The sequence below is a fragment of the Nocardia sp. NPDC047038 genome (genome assembly GCF_040644075.1).
In the GTDB taxonomy this organism is placed as follows: Bacteria; Actinomycetota; Actinomycetes; order Mycobacteriales; family Mycobacteriaceae; genus Nocardia; species Nocardia sichangensis.
This window is the reverse complement of record NZ_JBEYVQ010000002.1, coordinates 643564-657752: the sequence shown is the minus strand read 5'-3', so window position 1 is coordinate 657752 and position 14189 is coordinate 643564. Positions and strand designations below refer to the sequence as shown.

The window sequence follows — 14189 nt, the reverse complement described above, 5'->3', positions numbered from 1 at the left end:
CGCCTGATGGATGGAACGGGCCGGGCACGGAGCGTATCCGGGCCCGGCCCTTCGCATGTCGCGATCGGCGGAGGGACGTTGGTGAAGCACCGGAGCGGCTCATCGCTCGCCCTGCCCGGTGTGGCTACCATGAACGCACCTCGCCACACCGGACGGGCGGCTGACCCTCGCCGAAAGTGCTGTGTCGCAACTCACTTGCCGAGCGGCGGCACAGGCGGTCGGCGGATCTCGTTCTTGTGTACGCCCGCGCGCCGACACCCCGGCCAGTGCCGCCGTCACCCGATAGCGCGGGCGACGTGCGAGCGGTCGTCGTGAGGTCAGGGACTGGTATTTGTGCCGGTCAAGTCCGTTTCCGCCAGCCGGGTGGTGCCTTGGCCCACCGCGCACAGGACCGGTTCGCGCCCGGAGCTTTCCGCGTAGATCGCGCAGTGGGCAACCGCCTGGCGGCGCGTCGCCCCGGTGACGGATGCCTCGATGCGCAACCGGTCGCCGGCGGCGGGCCGCAGGTAGGTGATGGTGACACCTCCGGTGAGGACGTTCGCGCCGAGAACCGTTCCCGCGGCGAAGGTGAGGGCGTTGTCGGCGGCATAGGCGAGCACGCCGCCGTGCACGTAGCCGAATTGCTGGGTCAGTTCGCGGCGCAGCGGGATGATCAGGGTCGCGGCGCCGTCGCCGAAGGCGGTGATCTCGGTGCCGATCAGCGTGGCGAAGGGCTGGGCGGCGAGTATCTTCTTGGCGCTGTCCAGGTCGAGGGTGTTGGTCGCGGTCACTCGGACAGCTGCCCTGCGGCCGCGGTGCGATCGGCGGCGAGCGCCAGCCAGGCGGCGTCGGCCAGCTCGCCCGCGACTTCGGCAGGGGCGATGCGCATGTCACCGCCCAGCCACTGCCGGGTGTATTCCTGCGCCGGACCCAGCCACAGCGCGTAGACCAGATCGATGGGCAGATCGCGCACCACCTCGTATCCCGCGTGGGTGCGCCACCACCGCGTCACGTCGGACATGAAGCGGCGATTGCTCTCGCTCTCGCGCACTCCCGGCGGCCGCGCGGAGGTGAGTACCGTTGCGCGATATTGATTTTCGCTCACCCACCGCAAGTGTTCGCGCACACCGGCGGTGACGCCTTCCCGCGCGTCGGCGCTGTCGCCGACCACCGCCCAGAAATGCTTCTGATAGTCCGCCAGCGCGTTGGCCCACACCTGCCGGTACAGGTCGGCCTTGTCCGGGAAGTGGTGGTAGAGCGCACCGACGCTGGCGCCCGCCGCGCCCCGGATCTGGGTCAGCGTCGCGTCGAGCGCTCCGTGCTCGGCGAACTGGCGCTCGGCTGCCAGTAGCAACCGATCTCGAATCTTCATATCCAGAATTTAGTTCTGTTCTGCGGGCCGCGCAATGTCAGGGCATCCGTGTGAGGGGATCGGGCAGTGGGACTCATCGCGGTGTTGCGGACGATGGCACGATGCCGGTCGGCGGGCGCTCGCGCCGGAATTGCGGCCGGGTGTCGCACCCCTGCGGTAAGAACGGCATGTGGCCAGATGGCTGTTGCATGTCGATCTCGATCAGTTCCAGGCAGCGGTGGAGTTCCGCCGTCATCCGGAACTGCGGGGGCTGCCGGTCATCGTCGGCGGCCACGGCGATCCCGCCGAACCGCGCAAGGTGGTGACCTGCGCGTCCTATCCGGCGCGCGGGTTCGGTGTGCGGGCCGGAATGCCGCTGCGCAGCGCTCAGCGCAAGTGCCCCGACGGAGTGTTCCTTCCTTTGGACATGGCCGCCTACGAGGACGCCTCCGACGAGGTCATGGCCCTGCTGCGGACGTTTCCGGGGCGGGTCGAGGTGTGGGGTTGGGACGAGGCGTTCCTCGCCGCCGACACCGACGACCCGGAAGCCCTCGCGCAGCAGGTGCGCGACGCGATCGCCGGACTGGAACTGACCTGCTCGATCGGCATCGGGGACAACAAGCTCACCGCCAAGCTCGCGACCGGCTTCGCCAAGTCGGCGGGCAAGTCGTCGGCCGAGCCCGCCGCCGATGCGGGCGCCGCCGCGGGCGTCTTCCGGCTCACCGCCGCGAACTGGACCGAGGTGATGGCCCATCGCCCGACCAACGCGCTCTGGGGCATCGGCAACCGCATCGCCGCCCGGCTCGCCGAACTCGGTATCGGGACCGTAGGCGAGCTGATGACGGCGGACCGGCATCGACTCGCCGCCGAATTCGGGCCGAACACCGGTCCGTATCTCTGGGTGCTCGGCCACGGCAAAGGCGATACGGACGTCACCACCGAACCGCGAATCCCGGTCGGCCGCAGCAAATCCGAGACCTTCCCGCACGATCTGACCGATCCAGGCGAAATCCGCGCCCAGGTCGCGCGGCTGGCCACCGAGGTCGCCGAGGAGATGGCCGCGGCGGGCCGGATCGGCACCCGCGTTTCGGTGACGGTGCGCACGAACACCTTCTACACACGCAGCAAACAGGAAAAACTGCCCGAACCGACCATCGACGTCGCGCGAATCGCCGAGACGGCGCTGCGCATCATCGAACGGTTCGACCTCGACCGCCCGGTTCGTCTGCTCGGCGTGCGGCTGGAACTCCTGCCGCGGTAACTCCCGGACCCGTCCGGACGCTCGTATGCTCGTCCGCATGAAGTTCTGGGCGATGGTGGCACACGAATCGGATAGCGGGATCGTCCTGACCCGGCAGCAGGCCGGCGAGGATTTCCTCGGGCCGGGTGACGTGACGATCAAAGTGCACTACTCGAGCGCGAACTACAAGGACGGGCTGGCGATCACCAAGGGCGGCGGTGTGGTGCGCAACTACCCGATCGTCCCTGGGATCGACATCGTCGGCGAGGTGGTCGAGTCCGGCGACGACGATTTCGCCCCGGGTGACCAGGTGATCGCGCACGGATACGACATCGGTGTCGCGCACAACGGCGGCTTCGCCGAATACGCCAGGGTGCCCGCCGAATGGGTGGTCAAGCTGGAGGGCCTGAGCCTGCGCGACGCGGCCGCGCTCGGCACCGCGGGGTTCACCGCGGCCCTGAGCGTGCAGGCCCTGCTCGATCGCGGCCTCATGCCGGACGCGGGCCCGGTGCTGGTCACCGGCGCGACCGGCGGGGTCGGCAGCGTGAGCATCGACATTCTCTCCGGCCTCGGCTTCGAAGTCATCGCTTCCACCGGCAAGACCGACGCGAACGATCTGCTCAGCGAGATCGGTGCGAACGAGGTGATCGGCAGGCTGCCGGAGGACCCGAACGCCAAGCCGCGGCCATTGACCAAAGCGCGGTGGGCCGCGGCCGTGGACAGCGTCGGCGGCGCGTCGCTGGCCTACGTGCTGAGCGCCATCGGCTACGGCGGCGCGGTCGCGGCCAGCGGGCTCACCGGCGGAGCGGAACTGCCCACTACGGTGATGCCGTTCATTCTGCGCGGTGTCACCCTGGAAGGCATCGATTCGGTCAACCTTCCGATCGAGCGCCGCAGGGAGGTGTGGGCCCAGCTCGGCAAAGAACTACGACCGCAGCATCTTTCGACCCTGGAGAACTACGCTCCGATCACCGATGTGGAGCGGGTGCTGCACTCCATCCGCAACGGCAGCCACCGGGGGCGCACCGTTCTCGGCGTCAAGGGCGAATTCTGACCGCAAGTCCTCGGTAGCGCTCGGACGACATCCACGCCGGATGCGTTCCGGACCTACCGAGACCGCAGGGCATGAGACCGATCAGCGAAGCCCGGCTCGATTCGTTCGAGCCGGGCTTCGCCGGTTCGCCCGAGCGTGCTCCCCTTCCGCGGACGGCCTTGATCGGAGCTCGCCGCGCGGGGGAAGCCGTTGCCACCGTCGCGAGCACCGATCCGATACGGTTCTTCCGCATCCACCTACGTGCTCGCTCCGGTCGAGAGGCGAATTTCGTTGTCCACGAATCCGTTCTGGCGTTCGATGTCGATAGTGGCGGTGTCCGCACTGCTGGCCGCGCCCGCGTACGGCCGGGCCGAGCCGGTGGCCGACTCGCACCCGAGCGGCGCGGACCGCTTCTACCGCCAGACGCTCGAGTGGAAGCCGTGCGGCGTCGAGAACTTGGACAAAGCCGGTGGCGAGTGCGCGAATGTCCTCGTGCCGCTCGACTACGGGCGTCCCGACGGTCGCACGATCACCTTGGCGATATCCCGGGTGAAGGCGAGCGATCCGGCGCGGCGGCGGGGCATCCTGGTGTCGAATCCGGGCGGTCCCGGCGGCCCCGGCCTGGACAGTGTGGATCTGCTCGGTGACGTGCTGTCGCCCGACGTGCTGGCGAGTTACGACCTGATCGGGATGGACCCGCGCGGAGTCGGCGAATCGACCTCGAGTCCGCGGTGCGGGTGGCCGGTCGGCGAGATGGTCCGGTCGGCGGGCCTTGATCCGCTGGGTTTCGTGCACGACACCGTTCAGTCCGCAGGCATGGCCGCGAGCTGCGTGGTTCGTGATCCGGAGTTGGTGCGGCAGTTCACCACTCGCAATACGGCGCGGGACATGGACGTCGTCCGGGCGGCCCTGGGCGAGGAGAAGATCAATTTCTACGGCTTGTCCTACGGCACGTATCTCGGGGCGGTGTTCACCCAGATGTTCCCCGAGCGCAGCGATCGGGTCGTGCTCGACAGCGCGATCGACCCGGATCGGTATTGGACGGGCTTGGTACAGGATTGGGGACCCGCCGACGAGATCGCGCTGGACGATTGGGCGGTGTGGGCCGCCGCCCACGACGAAGAGTTCCGGCTCGGCGCGACACCGCAGCAAGTGCGCGCGAAGATCGAGGAGCTGGTCCGCATCGTTCACCGCCAGCCGATCGTCATCGACGGATTCGCGATCGACGACCATTGGTTGCCGTTCATCCTGCACGCCTTGCTGTGGAACTTCCGGCTGAACGAACCGCTGGCCGCGACGGTGCGCGAACTCGCCGACGCCGCGGGCGGTCCGCCCACGACCTCGCAGACGCCGCGGTTGCGCGCCATCGTGGCGGCGCTGCGGGACAACGAGAACTCCGTCCTGGCGGAGGTCGCATGCGGCGATGTCAGCGCGCCCATCGATCCCCTCTGGTACTGGCGCAATATCGAGGAGAGCCGGGCCACGCAACCGGTGTTCGGCGCGCTGGCGGGCAACATTCAGCCGTGCGCCTTCTGGCCTCGACCGGTCGAACCCGCGACCGTGGTCCGGAACGCGGTGCCCGCCCTCATCGTGCAGGCGACGGGAGATCCGCGCACTCCCTATGCGCACGGCGTCCGGCTGCACCAGTATCTGTCGCAGTCGCGGATGGTCACCTTGCAAGACGTCCGTATCCACATGACGTTCCGGCCGGAGCTGAGCAGTTGCGTGAACAACGCGATCAACACCTACTTCGGCGCGGGAACCCTGCCGGACGCCGACACGACCTGTACCGCGGACCAGACGGCGAGCTGACCGGACGACGGATCACGCCGCGGCCGTGACGGGTTCCTCGGCGAACTGCGTGCGGTACAGCTCCGCGTAGCGGCCATCGGCGTTCAGCAACTCGGGGTGCGTGCCGCGTTCCACGATCCGGCCGTCTTCCAGAACCAGGATCTGGTCGGCGGCGCGGATGGTGGACAGCCGGTGTGCGATCACCAGCGCGGTCCGTCCCTCCAGCGCTTCGGACAGCGCCTCCTGCACGGCGGCTTCCGAGGTCGAGTCCAGCGAAGCGGTCGCCTCGTCCAGGATCACTACGCGCGGCTGCTTGAGCAGCAGGCGCGCGATGGTCAGGCGCTGGCGTTCACCGCCGGAGAGCCGGTAGCCGCGCTCGCCGACCACGGTCTCCAGCCCGTCCGGCAGCGACGCGACCAAGTCGCGCAGCCGGGCGCGCTGGAGTGCGTCCCAGAGTTCGTCCTCGGTGGCCTCCGGCCGCGCGAGCAGCAGATTGGCGCGAATGGTGTCGTGGAACAGGTGTCCGTCCTGGGTGACGAGCCCGACCGTGTCGCGGATCGATCCGGTGGTCAGCTCGCGCACGTCCACGCCGTTCAACCGCACCGCGCCCGCGTCTACGTCGTAGAGGCGGGAGACCAGCTGCGCGATGGTCGACTTGCCCGCGCCCGACGAGCCGACCAGCGCGATCAGCTGACCGGGCTCGGCGCGCAGCGACACGTCGTGCAGCACCTCCACCCCGCCGCGGGTGTCCAGATTCGCCACGTCCTCCAGCGAGGCCAGCGACACCTTGTCGGCCGACGGGTAGCCGAAGCGCACCGCGTCCAGCTCCACCGCGACCGGGCCCGCCGGCACCGTTTTCGCATCCGGCGCGTCCTCGATCAGCGGCTTCAGGTCGAGTACTTCGAAGACGCGCTCGAAGCTCACCAGCGCGGCCATGATCTCCATCCGGGCGCTGGCCAGCGCGGTGAGCGGCGTGTAGAGCCTGGTCAGCAGCAGCGACAGCGACACCACCGCGCCCGCGTCCAATTGCCCGCGCAGCGCGTACCAGCCGCCGAGCCCGTACACCAAGGCGATCGCCAGCGCGGACACCAGCGTGAGCGAGGTGACGAAGACCGTTTGCAGCATCGCGGTGCGCACGCCGATGTTCCGCACCCGGCGGGCCCGCAGGGCGAACTCGTCGGACTCCTGTTCCGGACGACCGAACAGCTTGACCAGCGTCGCGCCCGGCGCGGAGAACCGCTCGGTCATCTGGGTGCTCATCGCCGCGTTCAGCCGGGCCGCTTCCCGCTGCAAATCGGCTAGGCGATTGCCCATCCGGCGCGCAGGCAGCACGAATACCGGAAGCAACACCAGCGCCAGCAACGTGATCTGCCACGAGATGCTGATCATCACCCCGAGGGTCAACACGAGGGTCACCAGATTGGCCACCACGCCGGACAGGGTGTCGCTGAACGCGCGCTGGGCGCCGATGACGTCGTTGTTCAACCGGCTGACCAGCGCGCCGGTCCTGGTTCGGGTGAAGAAGGCGACGGGCATCTTCTGCACGTGGTCGAACACGGCGGTGCGCAGGTCGAGGATGAGCCCTTCCCCGATTCGCGCCGACATCCACCGGGTCGCCACCCCTAGTCCGGCGTCGAACACCGCGAGCACGCCGATCACCACCGCGAGGACGACCACCACCCGCGGCGCAGCGCCGCCGACTATGTGGTCGACGACCCGGCCAGCCAGCACCGGCGTGGCCACGGCGAGTACCGCCGATATCACGCTGAACAGCAGGAACGCGCCGATCCGCCGCCGGTGCGGCGCGGCGAACCGAACGATGCGCCTTGCGGTGGCGCGGCGGAACGGGCGCTGTTCCTGCGGCGCGTTCGCCCGCCGGTACATCTGGCTCCACGCCACGGATTCGATGCTCACGTTGTTCTCCCTCTCGCTCCCCGCCCCATCCAAGACCTGGCCACCGACACTAAGACCTCAACAATGGTTGAGTTCAAGTCGATTCCGGGCAGGCGGTGTTTCCGCCCACGGCGAAACGAGCACAACCCGAACCCAGACGGCTGATCGACATTCGCGTAACTAGCGCATCGCGTGCACCACAACCGCAGCAGTCGTCATTGGCGTATACCGCCGAGCGTGAACACGGAGACACCGGCTCCTCGAGGCTGCGGTCCGGGCATCGACGCGGCGAGCCGGCGACTACGACCAAATGGCTCTTCCTCGAACCGGCCTGATACGAGTGATCTTGTTGCGAACACGTCGCGCCATCGCGCGCGGTCCAGAGGGCCATCACGTCCTCGACGAGCCACTACTGCCGACGAGCCTGACAATGGCCGCCCTCACTCCGCGCGCACCGGGTCCGCGACTCACATACCCGACGCGCAAAGCGCACCTCAGCCATGTCTTTCGAGCGAAGCGAGACCGAGCCTGTTCCGTTCGCGGCCCGGCTCGCGAACGCGAGCCATAAGAGGGCCGCGAACACGCCGCGCCGAAGGCGTGGCCAAACAACACAGCCCGCGAACACCCAGCGCCGCAGGCGCTGGAAAATAAACACCGTGAACCGTATGGCGGCGCTGCGCGCCAGGATCGCGGGTGAGGTCGACGCCTCCGAGCGGCGGCGGGCGGAGTACTCCTCGGACGCGTCGAACTATCGGGTTCTCCCGGCGGCGGTCGTCTTCCCGCGGACCGACGAGGACGTCGCGGTCACCTTGGAGTTCGCCCGAGCCGAGGGGCTGCCGGTGACCGCGCGTGGCGCGGGGACGTCGGTGGCGGGCAACGCGATCGGTCCCGGGCTGGTGCTCGATTTCAGCAGGCATATGAACCGGATCGTGGCGATCGATGCGGCCGCGCGCGTGGCTACCGTGCAGCCGGGCGTGGTGCTGTCGGAGCTGCAGCGCGCGGCCCGTCCGCACGGACTGCGCTTCGGACCGGACCCTTCGACACAGAATCGCTGCACGCTCGGCGGCATGATCGGCAACAACGCGTGCGGGCCGCGCGCCGTCGCGTGGGGCCGCACCTCCGACACGGTGCGCGAACTGCGCATCCTGGACGGCACCCGCACCGAACGCACACTGGCCGCCGACCTGTCCGCGGTGCCGGGCCTCGCGGAATTCAGCAGGGCGAATCTCGCGGTGTTGCGCACCGATCTCGGGCGCTTCGACCGCCAGGCATCCGGATACGGTTTGGAACATCTGCTGCCCGAGCGCGGCGCGTCGGCGGCGAAGGCGTTCGTCGGCAGCGAGGGCACCTGCGGTCTGCTGCTGGACGCGACCGTCGAGCTGGTCGAGCTGCCCGCGGCCACCGTGCTCACGGTGCTCGGCTACCCGGACATCGCCACCGCGGCCGATGATGTCGCCGCCGTGCTGGCCTGCGCGCCGATCGCGGTGGAGGGCATCGACGCGCGGCTGGTCGACGTGGTCAGGGCGCATCGGGGAACGGTGCCCGACCTGCCGCGCGGTGGCGGTTGGCTGTTCGTGGAGACCGCGGGCGCGACGCAGGCCGACGCGCTGGCCGTCGCACAGCGACTGTGCCGGACGGCGGGCGCGATGGACAGCAGGATCGTCACCGATCCCGGTACCGCCGCGCAGCTGTGGCGGATCAGGGCCGACGGCGCGGGGCTGGCCGGTCGCACGCCGGACGGGCGGCCGGCCTGGCCGGGCTGGGAGGACGCGGCCGTCCCACCGGAACGGCTCGGCTCCTACCTCCGCGATTTCGCCGCGCTGACGCGCGAGCATGGTGTCGACGGCCTGCTCTACGGGCACATCGGCGACGGCTGCATCCACGTCCGCCTCGATCTTCCGATCGCCGACGCGCCGCACCGCTTCCGCGCCTTCCTGTTCGACGCGGCGGAGCTGGTCGTCCGGCACGGCGGTTCGCTGTCCGGCGAGCACGGCGACGGCCGGGCTCGCTCCGAGTTGCTCTCGGCGATGTACTCCCCCGCGGTGCTCGATGTCTTCGCCGGGTACAAGGCCTTGTTCGACCCCGGCGACATCTTGAATCCGGGCGTGCTCGTCGCGCCGCGTCCGATCGATGCCGACCTGCGGCTGGCCGGACTCGGTGACGTCGGCACATCGAACGGTTACCCGCTCGGAGAAGACGACGGCGATATGAGCGTCGCGGTGCACCGCTGCGTCGGCGTCGGCAAATGCCGGGCCGACGGCGGTTTCATGTGCCCGTCTTACCAGGCGACCCGGGACGAGAAGGACAGCACACGCGGGCGGGCGAGGGTGCTGCAAGAGGTGGTGCGCGGCGCGCTGCCCTGGTCGTCGGAGGCCGTCGCCGAGTCGCTCGATCTGTGCCTGTCCTGCCGGGCGTGCCGGTCGGACTGCCCGGCGGGCGTGGACATGGCCACCTACAAGTCGGAGACGCTGTATCGCCGCTACCGCCACCGGCTCCGGCCGATCGATCACTATTCGCTCGGCTGGTTGCCTCGATGGCTGTCCGCCGCGAGCCGGATGCCGCGGGTCGTCAACGCGCTGGCGGGCCGGACCGCGCTGCGTCGAGCCGGGCTGCGGGCGGCAGGCATCGACCCGCGTCGTGAGGTGCCGCGCCTGGCCGCGCGTACGTTCCGCCGCATCTGGCGCGATCTGGACGAAGGCGCGCGCCTGGCCGAGTCCGCCTACGCGCCCGAGGTGCGGGCCGAAAGCGGTGTCTCCGGCGAGGTGATGCTGTGGATCGATACGTTCACCGACGCGTTCGACCCGGAGATCGCCTTGGCCGCGGCGCGGCTGCTTGCCAGCTTGGGCTACCGCGTTCGCATCCCCGAGCAACGCGTCTGCTGCGGACTCACCTGGATCAGCACCGGTCAGCTCGACGGCGCCCGCGCGCGGTTGCGGGCCACGTTGACCGCGTTGCAGGAGCATGTGGAGGCGGGTGGAGTGGTCGTGGGACTGGAACCGTCCTGCACCGCGGTTCTGCGCGCGGACCTCACGGAATTGTTGCCGGACGATCCCAGATCCGCCCCGACCGCCGCCGCGGTGCGCACCTTGGCCGAATTCCTCGCCGATCAGCCCTCCTGGCGCCCCCCGCAGCGCACCGGCCGATCGGTGGTGGTTCAACCGCATTGTCACCAGCACGCGATTCTCGGATTCGATGCCGATCGCCATTTATTAGCCAGTATGGGCGTGACGGTGACGGAAATCACCGGGTGCTGCGGTCTGGCGGGAAATTTCGGAATGCAGTCGGGCCATTACGACATTTCGGTCGCGGTGGCCGAGAACGGCATGCTCCCCGCGCTGCGCGCCGCGGGAGACGACGCGATCCTCCTCGCCGATGGCTTTTCCTGCCGCACTCAGGCCGCGTCCCTCGCTGGGCGCCGGGCGCGGCATATCGCGCAATTCCTACTGGGCGAGTGACCTTTTGGGGCGCCCGCCGGACAGGCAGGGCGGGCGCCGCGCGGTTCAGCTGCCGAACGGCAAGGTGCCCGGCGGAATCTGGTAGCCCGAGCTGCCCGCGGAAACTCCACCCCAGGCGTTGAGCAGCCAGTTGAGCAGATTGGTGATCATCGAAGAACCTCCGTCATTGCTACTGCCAGATATTTGCCGAACGAAAACAATATCGCCGTGAATCTCATGCCGTTACATCTGATTGCGAAACCATAATCATGTGCGATCGGTATGAATGGCTTTAGGTGTGGCTCAGATAATAATCCGCGTGTCCCGGTGGAGGGGGACGCGGCGCCGCGCGCCGCACCGGGCAGAATGTCTCGGGTGCGCAGCATGACGGTCGAGCCGGGAGCCAGCCGGACCGTGACCACGGATCGGCCGATCGACCTGGCGTGCACGCTCGCTCCCCTCGGTCGCGGCACCGGCGATCCGTGCCACCGGGTGACCGGCGACGGCGCGCACTGGCACGCCTCCCGTCTGCCGACCGGGCCGGTCACCTACCGCCTCGCCCAGTCCGATCCGCGCACTGTGCAGGCCCGCGCCTGGGGGCCGGGCGCGGCGGAATTCCTCGCGGGTCTCGAGCACATGCTCTGCCTGGACGAGGATGTCTCGGCGTTCCTCCCGGATCATCCGAAACTCGTGGACGCCCATCGCCGTTTTCCCGGGCTCCGCATGCTGCGCACGGGCTTGGTCTTCGAAGCCCTGGTGCCGTCGGTGCTGGAGCAAAAGGTGCACACCGTCTCCGCGCGGGCGTCGTGGCGGAAATTGGTGCGGCAGTACGGCGAACCGGCGCCCGGCCCCGCACCAGAGGGAATGCGGCTGCCGCCGGACGCGGACACTTGGCGGCGAATTCCTTCCTGGGTGTACTACCGGGCCAATGTCGGACCGCAACGCGCGCAGACCATCGTGCGCGCGGCTCGGATCGCCGAATCGCTGGAGCGCGCGGCCCGGGTCGATCCGGTCGAGGCGGCACGAAGGTTGTGCGGTGTCCCCGGTATCGGGGTGTGGACGGCCGCGGAGATCGCGCAGCGGGCTTTCGGCGACGCGGACGCGCTGTCGGTCGGCGATTACCACCTGTCCGCCGCGGTCGGCTGGACTCTGCTCGGCCGTCCCATGGATGACGATGCGATGGTCGAATACCTGGAGCCGCTGCGCCCGCACCGTTATCGGGCGATCCGCCTGCTGGAAATCAGCGGCCACTTCTACAAGCCGAAGTTCGGCCCGCGCACCCCGCTGACCGATCACACCTGGCACTGAGTTCACAGCGGCCCCTCGGCGCGTTCACTTTTCCGCAGTTTTGCCCATTCTTTATCAGTCGGTTCCGGCCGGAGAAAAGCAAAACTATAGGTAGTCGCGCCACACTCGGCCATCGCCGCATTCTCATCGGTACGCGAGCGGTAGCCGGAGGGGTTCCGTATGGCGCGCACTCATCGTCGAACCACACAACTGCAGGGGGTTGTCAGTGGAGCAGAGGCCACTCGGGGATACGCCACGATCCAGATGCCTGTTCTACCGGCGGGAATGCGATCTGCCCGCCGTTGTGGATCCGCCCGAGCTCGGCCGGATCGTGATGCGCGCAGGGTCGGTGTGGGCGTTGACCACGCCGAGCAGCCTGGGTCAGGCGGTCAAGGCGCACATGCAGAGCAAGAGCGTGCGGCTGGGCCCGATTCTGGCGCACCCGCGCTCGAATCGATGGACCTTCCTGATCGCGCCGGACCTGCCGGAAAACGATACGCGCCTGTTCGCGGAGTTGTTCCGGCTCAACGTCTCGGTCTGCCGCACGGGGTCGACGATCGCGTTGCCGTCCCCGACGGCGTCGGTCGGCGCGATTCGGTCTTGGATAGTGCCGCCGCGGAACACGTTTCGCCCGTCCGGCCGGGTGGTCGTCGCGGCCATTCGTGCGTGGGCGGAGCCCGCGCCACGTCGCCGCTGAGCGCAGGCGGCGAATCACGTGGTCGGTCGGAGTACCGGGCCGTTCTTCGTCGGTTGTTCGCCCGACAGCGCCGGTCGGCGGCGGTACTATCGGGCGCGCGTGCGTGCGCCCAGCGGTGGTGCTGGGTTCTCGGTCCGTACACACGTCTCCCACGGCAGATAGCGAAGGAGTCCGTCTCGTGAGCATTCAAGGCAACACGAACATCGACCTGTCCGGCGCCACGTGGCGGAGGGCCGGGGAAGGGGCGGGCAACGACAGCGTCGAAGTGGCGCTGCTCGCCGACGGACACGTGGGAATGCGCAACGGGAACGATCCCGAGGGGCCGGTGCTGATCTTCACGCCCGCGGAGTGGGCCGCCTTCACCGCCGGTGTGCAGGACGGAGAGTTCGACCGGCCGCGATAAGGCACGGCCGCCTTCGAAGATCACGGAATGACACATTTTCGGCAACGAAAAGACGTTTATCGAGGCCGAATACGGGTAGCCCATCATCTGTGGACCGAGGGCTCAAGAGTTCCCATCCCCGGTACCGGAAATTGCGGCCGGACGATTGGGTGGAATGGCTGATCGTCGCGCTGTTGTTCGCGGTGTCGGCGGTCGGAGTCTTCGTCCTCACCAGCTCGCTGTTGTCGGCGCTGCTCGTCGGCATGCTGGTGTGGGTCGTGGCCCTCGGCGTCGTGGCCATGTTGTAAGGGTGCGCCGACCGGCCGGGGATCGCCCCGGCCGGTTGTCCGGCGTCTATCGGCGGAACAGCTTGTTGCCCAGCCAGACCAGCGGGTCGTACTTGCGGTCGGCCACCCGCTCCTTCATCGGGATCAACGCGTTGTCGGTGATCTTGATGTGCTCGGGGCAGACCTCGGTACAGCATTTGGTGATGTTGCACAGACCGAGCCCTTGCTCGTCCTGGGCGAGTTCGGTGCGGTCGCCCGCATCCAGCGGGTGCATCTCCAATTCACTGATCCGCATCAAATAGCGCGGTCCGGCGAACGCTTTCTTGTTCTCTTCGTGGTCACGCACCACGTGACAGGTGTTCTGGCACAGGAAGCACTCGATGCACTTGCGGAATTCCTGCGAACGTTCGACGTCGACCTGCTTCATCCGGTACTCGCCCGGTTTGAGATCGGCGGGTGGCGTGAAAGACGGTATCTCCCGCGCCTTTTCGTAATTGAACGACACGTCCGTCACGAGGTCCTTGATCACGGGGAAGGTGCGCATCGGCGTCACCGTAATCACTTCGTCCTGGGTGAAGGTGGACATCCGGGTCATGCACAGCAGGCGCGGCCGCCCGTTCACTTCGGCCGAACAGGAACCGCACTTGCCCGCCTTGCAGTTCCAGCGCACGGCCAAATCGGGCGCCTGGGTGGCCTGTAGCCGGTGGATGATGTCGAGTACGACCTCGCCCTCGTTCACCAGCACGGTGAAATCCTGCAGTTCTCCGCCGTCGAGATCGCCGCGCCATACGCGGAATTTGGCGTCGTAACCCATC

Annotated in this window: 12 protein-coding genes; 8 read left to right on the top strand and 4 right to left on the bottom strand. The window is 68.4% G+C overall.

Features of this window, described 5'->3' with window-relative positions; genetic code table 11:
• Nucleotides 1-317 precede the first annotated feature (317 nt).
• Together ABZ824_RS11275 and ABZ824_RS11270 are read right to left on the bottom strand one after the other, a co-directional pair.
• Nucleotides 318-770 carry a PaaI family thioesterase gene (locus ABZ824_RS11275; protein WP_356963184.1) on the bottom strand — a complete coding sequence of 151 codons (453 nt, stop codon included), beginning with the start codon at nucleotides 768-770 and terminating at the stop codon, nucleotides 318-320.
• Nucleotides 767-1351, bottom strand: a complete 585-nt coding sequence (locus tag ABZ824_RS11270; protein ID WP_356963182.1) for a TetR family transcriptional regulator — start codon at nucleotides 1349-1351, stop codon at nucleotides 767-769. Before ABZ824_RS11270 ends, ABZ824_RS11275 begins: the two co-directional genes overlap by 4 nt.
• A gap of 169 nt (nucleotides 1352-1520) precedes the next feature.
• Between ABZ824_RS11270 and ABZ824_RS11265 the strand changes: the two genes are divergently transcribed.
• From ABZ824_RS11265 to ABZ824_RS11255, 3 genes are all read left to right on the top strand, one after another.
• Nucleotides 1521-2591 carry a DNA polymerase IV gene (locus tag ABZ824_RS11265; RefSeq protein WP_356963180.1) on the top strand — a complete coding sequence of 357 codons (1071 nt, stop codon included), beginning with the start codon at nucleotides 1521-1523 and terminating at the stop codon, nucleotides 2589-2591.
• Between the two features lie 37 nt (nucleotides 2592-2628).
• Nucleotides 2629-3624 carry an oxidoreductase gene (locus ABZ824_RS11260; protein WP_356963179.1) on the top strand — a complete coding sequence of 332 codons (996 nt, stop codon included), beginning with the start codon at nucleotides 2629-2631 and terminating at the stop codon, nucleotides 3622-3624.
• A gap of 306 nt (nucleotides 3625-3930) precedes the next feature.
• The gene (locus ABZ824_RS11255) at nucleotides 3931-5415 is read left to right on the top strand and encodes an alpha/beta hydrolase (RefSeq protein ID WP_355078876.1); all 1485 of its coding nucleotides are present in this window, start codon (nucleotides 3931-3933) and stop codon (nucleotides 5413-5415) included.
• A gap of 12 nt (nucleotides 5416-5427) precedes the next feature.
• On the opposite strand, the gene ABZ824_RS11250 is transcribed toward ABZ824_RS11255, so the two are convergent.
• The gene (locus tag ABZ824_RS11250; RefSeq protein ID WP_356963177.1) at nucleotides 5428-7308 is read right to left on the bottom strand and encodes an ABC transporter ATP-binding protein; all 1881 of its coding nucleotides are present in this window, start codon (nucleotides 7306-7308) and stop codon (nucleotides 5428-5430) included.
• A 644-nt stretch (nucleotides 7309-7952) separates the two neighbouring features.
• Here ABZ824_RS11250 and ABZ824_RS11245 point away from each other — a divergent pair.
• The 5 genes from ABZ824_RS11245 (at nucleotide 7953) to ABZ824_RS11225 (ending at nucleotide 13395) form a co-directional block, all read left to right on the top strand.
• Nucleotides 7953-10742, top strand: coding sequence for an FAD-binding and (Fe-S)-binding domain-containing protein (locus ABZ824_RS11245; protein WP_356963490.1), 2790 nt, complete (start codon nucleotides 7953-7955; stop codon nucleotides 10740-10742).
• A 363-nt stretch (nucleotides 10743-11105) separates the two neighbouring features.
• Nucleotides 11106-12029: a DNA-3-methyladenine glycosylase 2 family protein gene (locus tag ABZ824_RS11240; protein ID WP_356963489.1), complete on the top strand. Its 924-nt coding sequence runs from the start codon at nucleotides 11106-11108 to the stop codon at nucleotides 12027-12029.
• Nucleotides 12030-12234: 205 nt separating this feature from the next.
• Nucleotides 12235-12705, top strand: coding sequence for a DNA-directed RNA polymerase subunit beta (locus tag ABZ824_RS11235; RefSeq protein WP_356963176.1), 471 nt, complete (start codon nucleotides 12235-12237; stop codon nucleotides 12703-12705).
• A 178-nt stretch (nucleotides 12706-12883) separates the two neighbouring features.
• Nucleotides 12884-13108, top strand: a complete 225-nt coding sequence (locus ABZ824_RS11230; RefSeq protein ID WP_355071076.1) for a DUF397 domain-containing protein — start codon at nucleotides 12884-12886, stop codon at nucleotides 13106-13108.
• Between the two features lie 89 nt (nucleotides 13109-13197).
• Nucleotides 13198-13395, top strand: a complete 198-nt coding sequence (locus ABZ824_RS11225) for a hypothetical protein (protein ID WP_355071078.1) — start codon at nucleotides 13198-13200, stop codon at nucleotides 13393-13395.
• A gap of 46 nt (nucleotides 13396-13441) precedes the next feature.
• On the opposite strand, the gene ABZ824_RS11220 is transcribed toward ABZ824_RS11225, so the two are convergent.
• Nucleotides 13442-14188, bottom strand: a complete 747-nt coding sequence (locus tag ABZ824_RS11220; RefSeq protein WP_355071079.1) for a succinate dehydrogenase/fumarate reductase iron-sulfur subunit — start codon at nucleotides 14186-14188, stop codon at nucleotides 13442-13444.
• Nucleotide 14189: the final 1 nt, after the last annotated feature.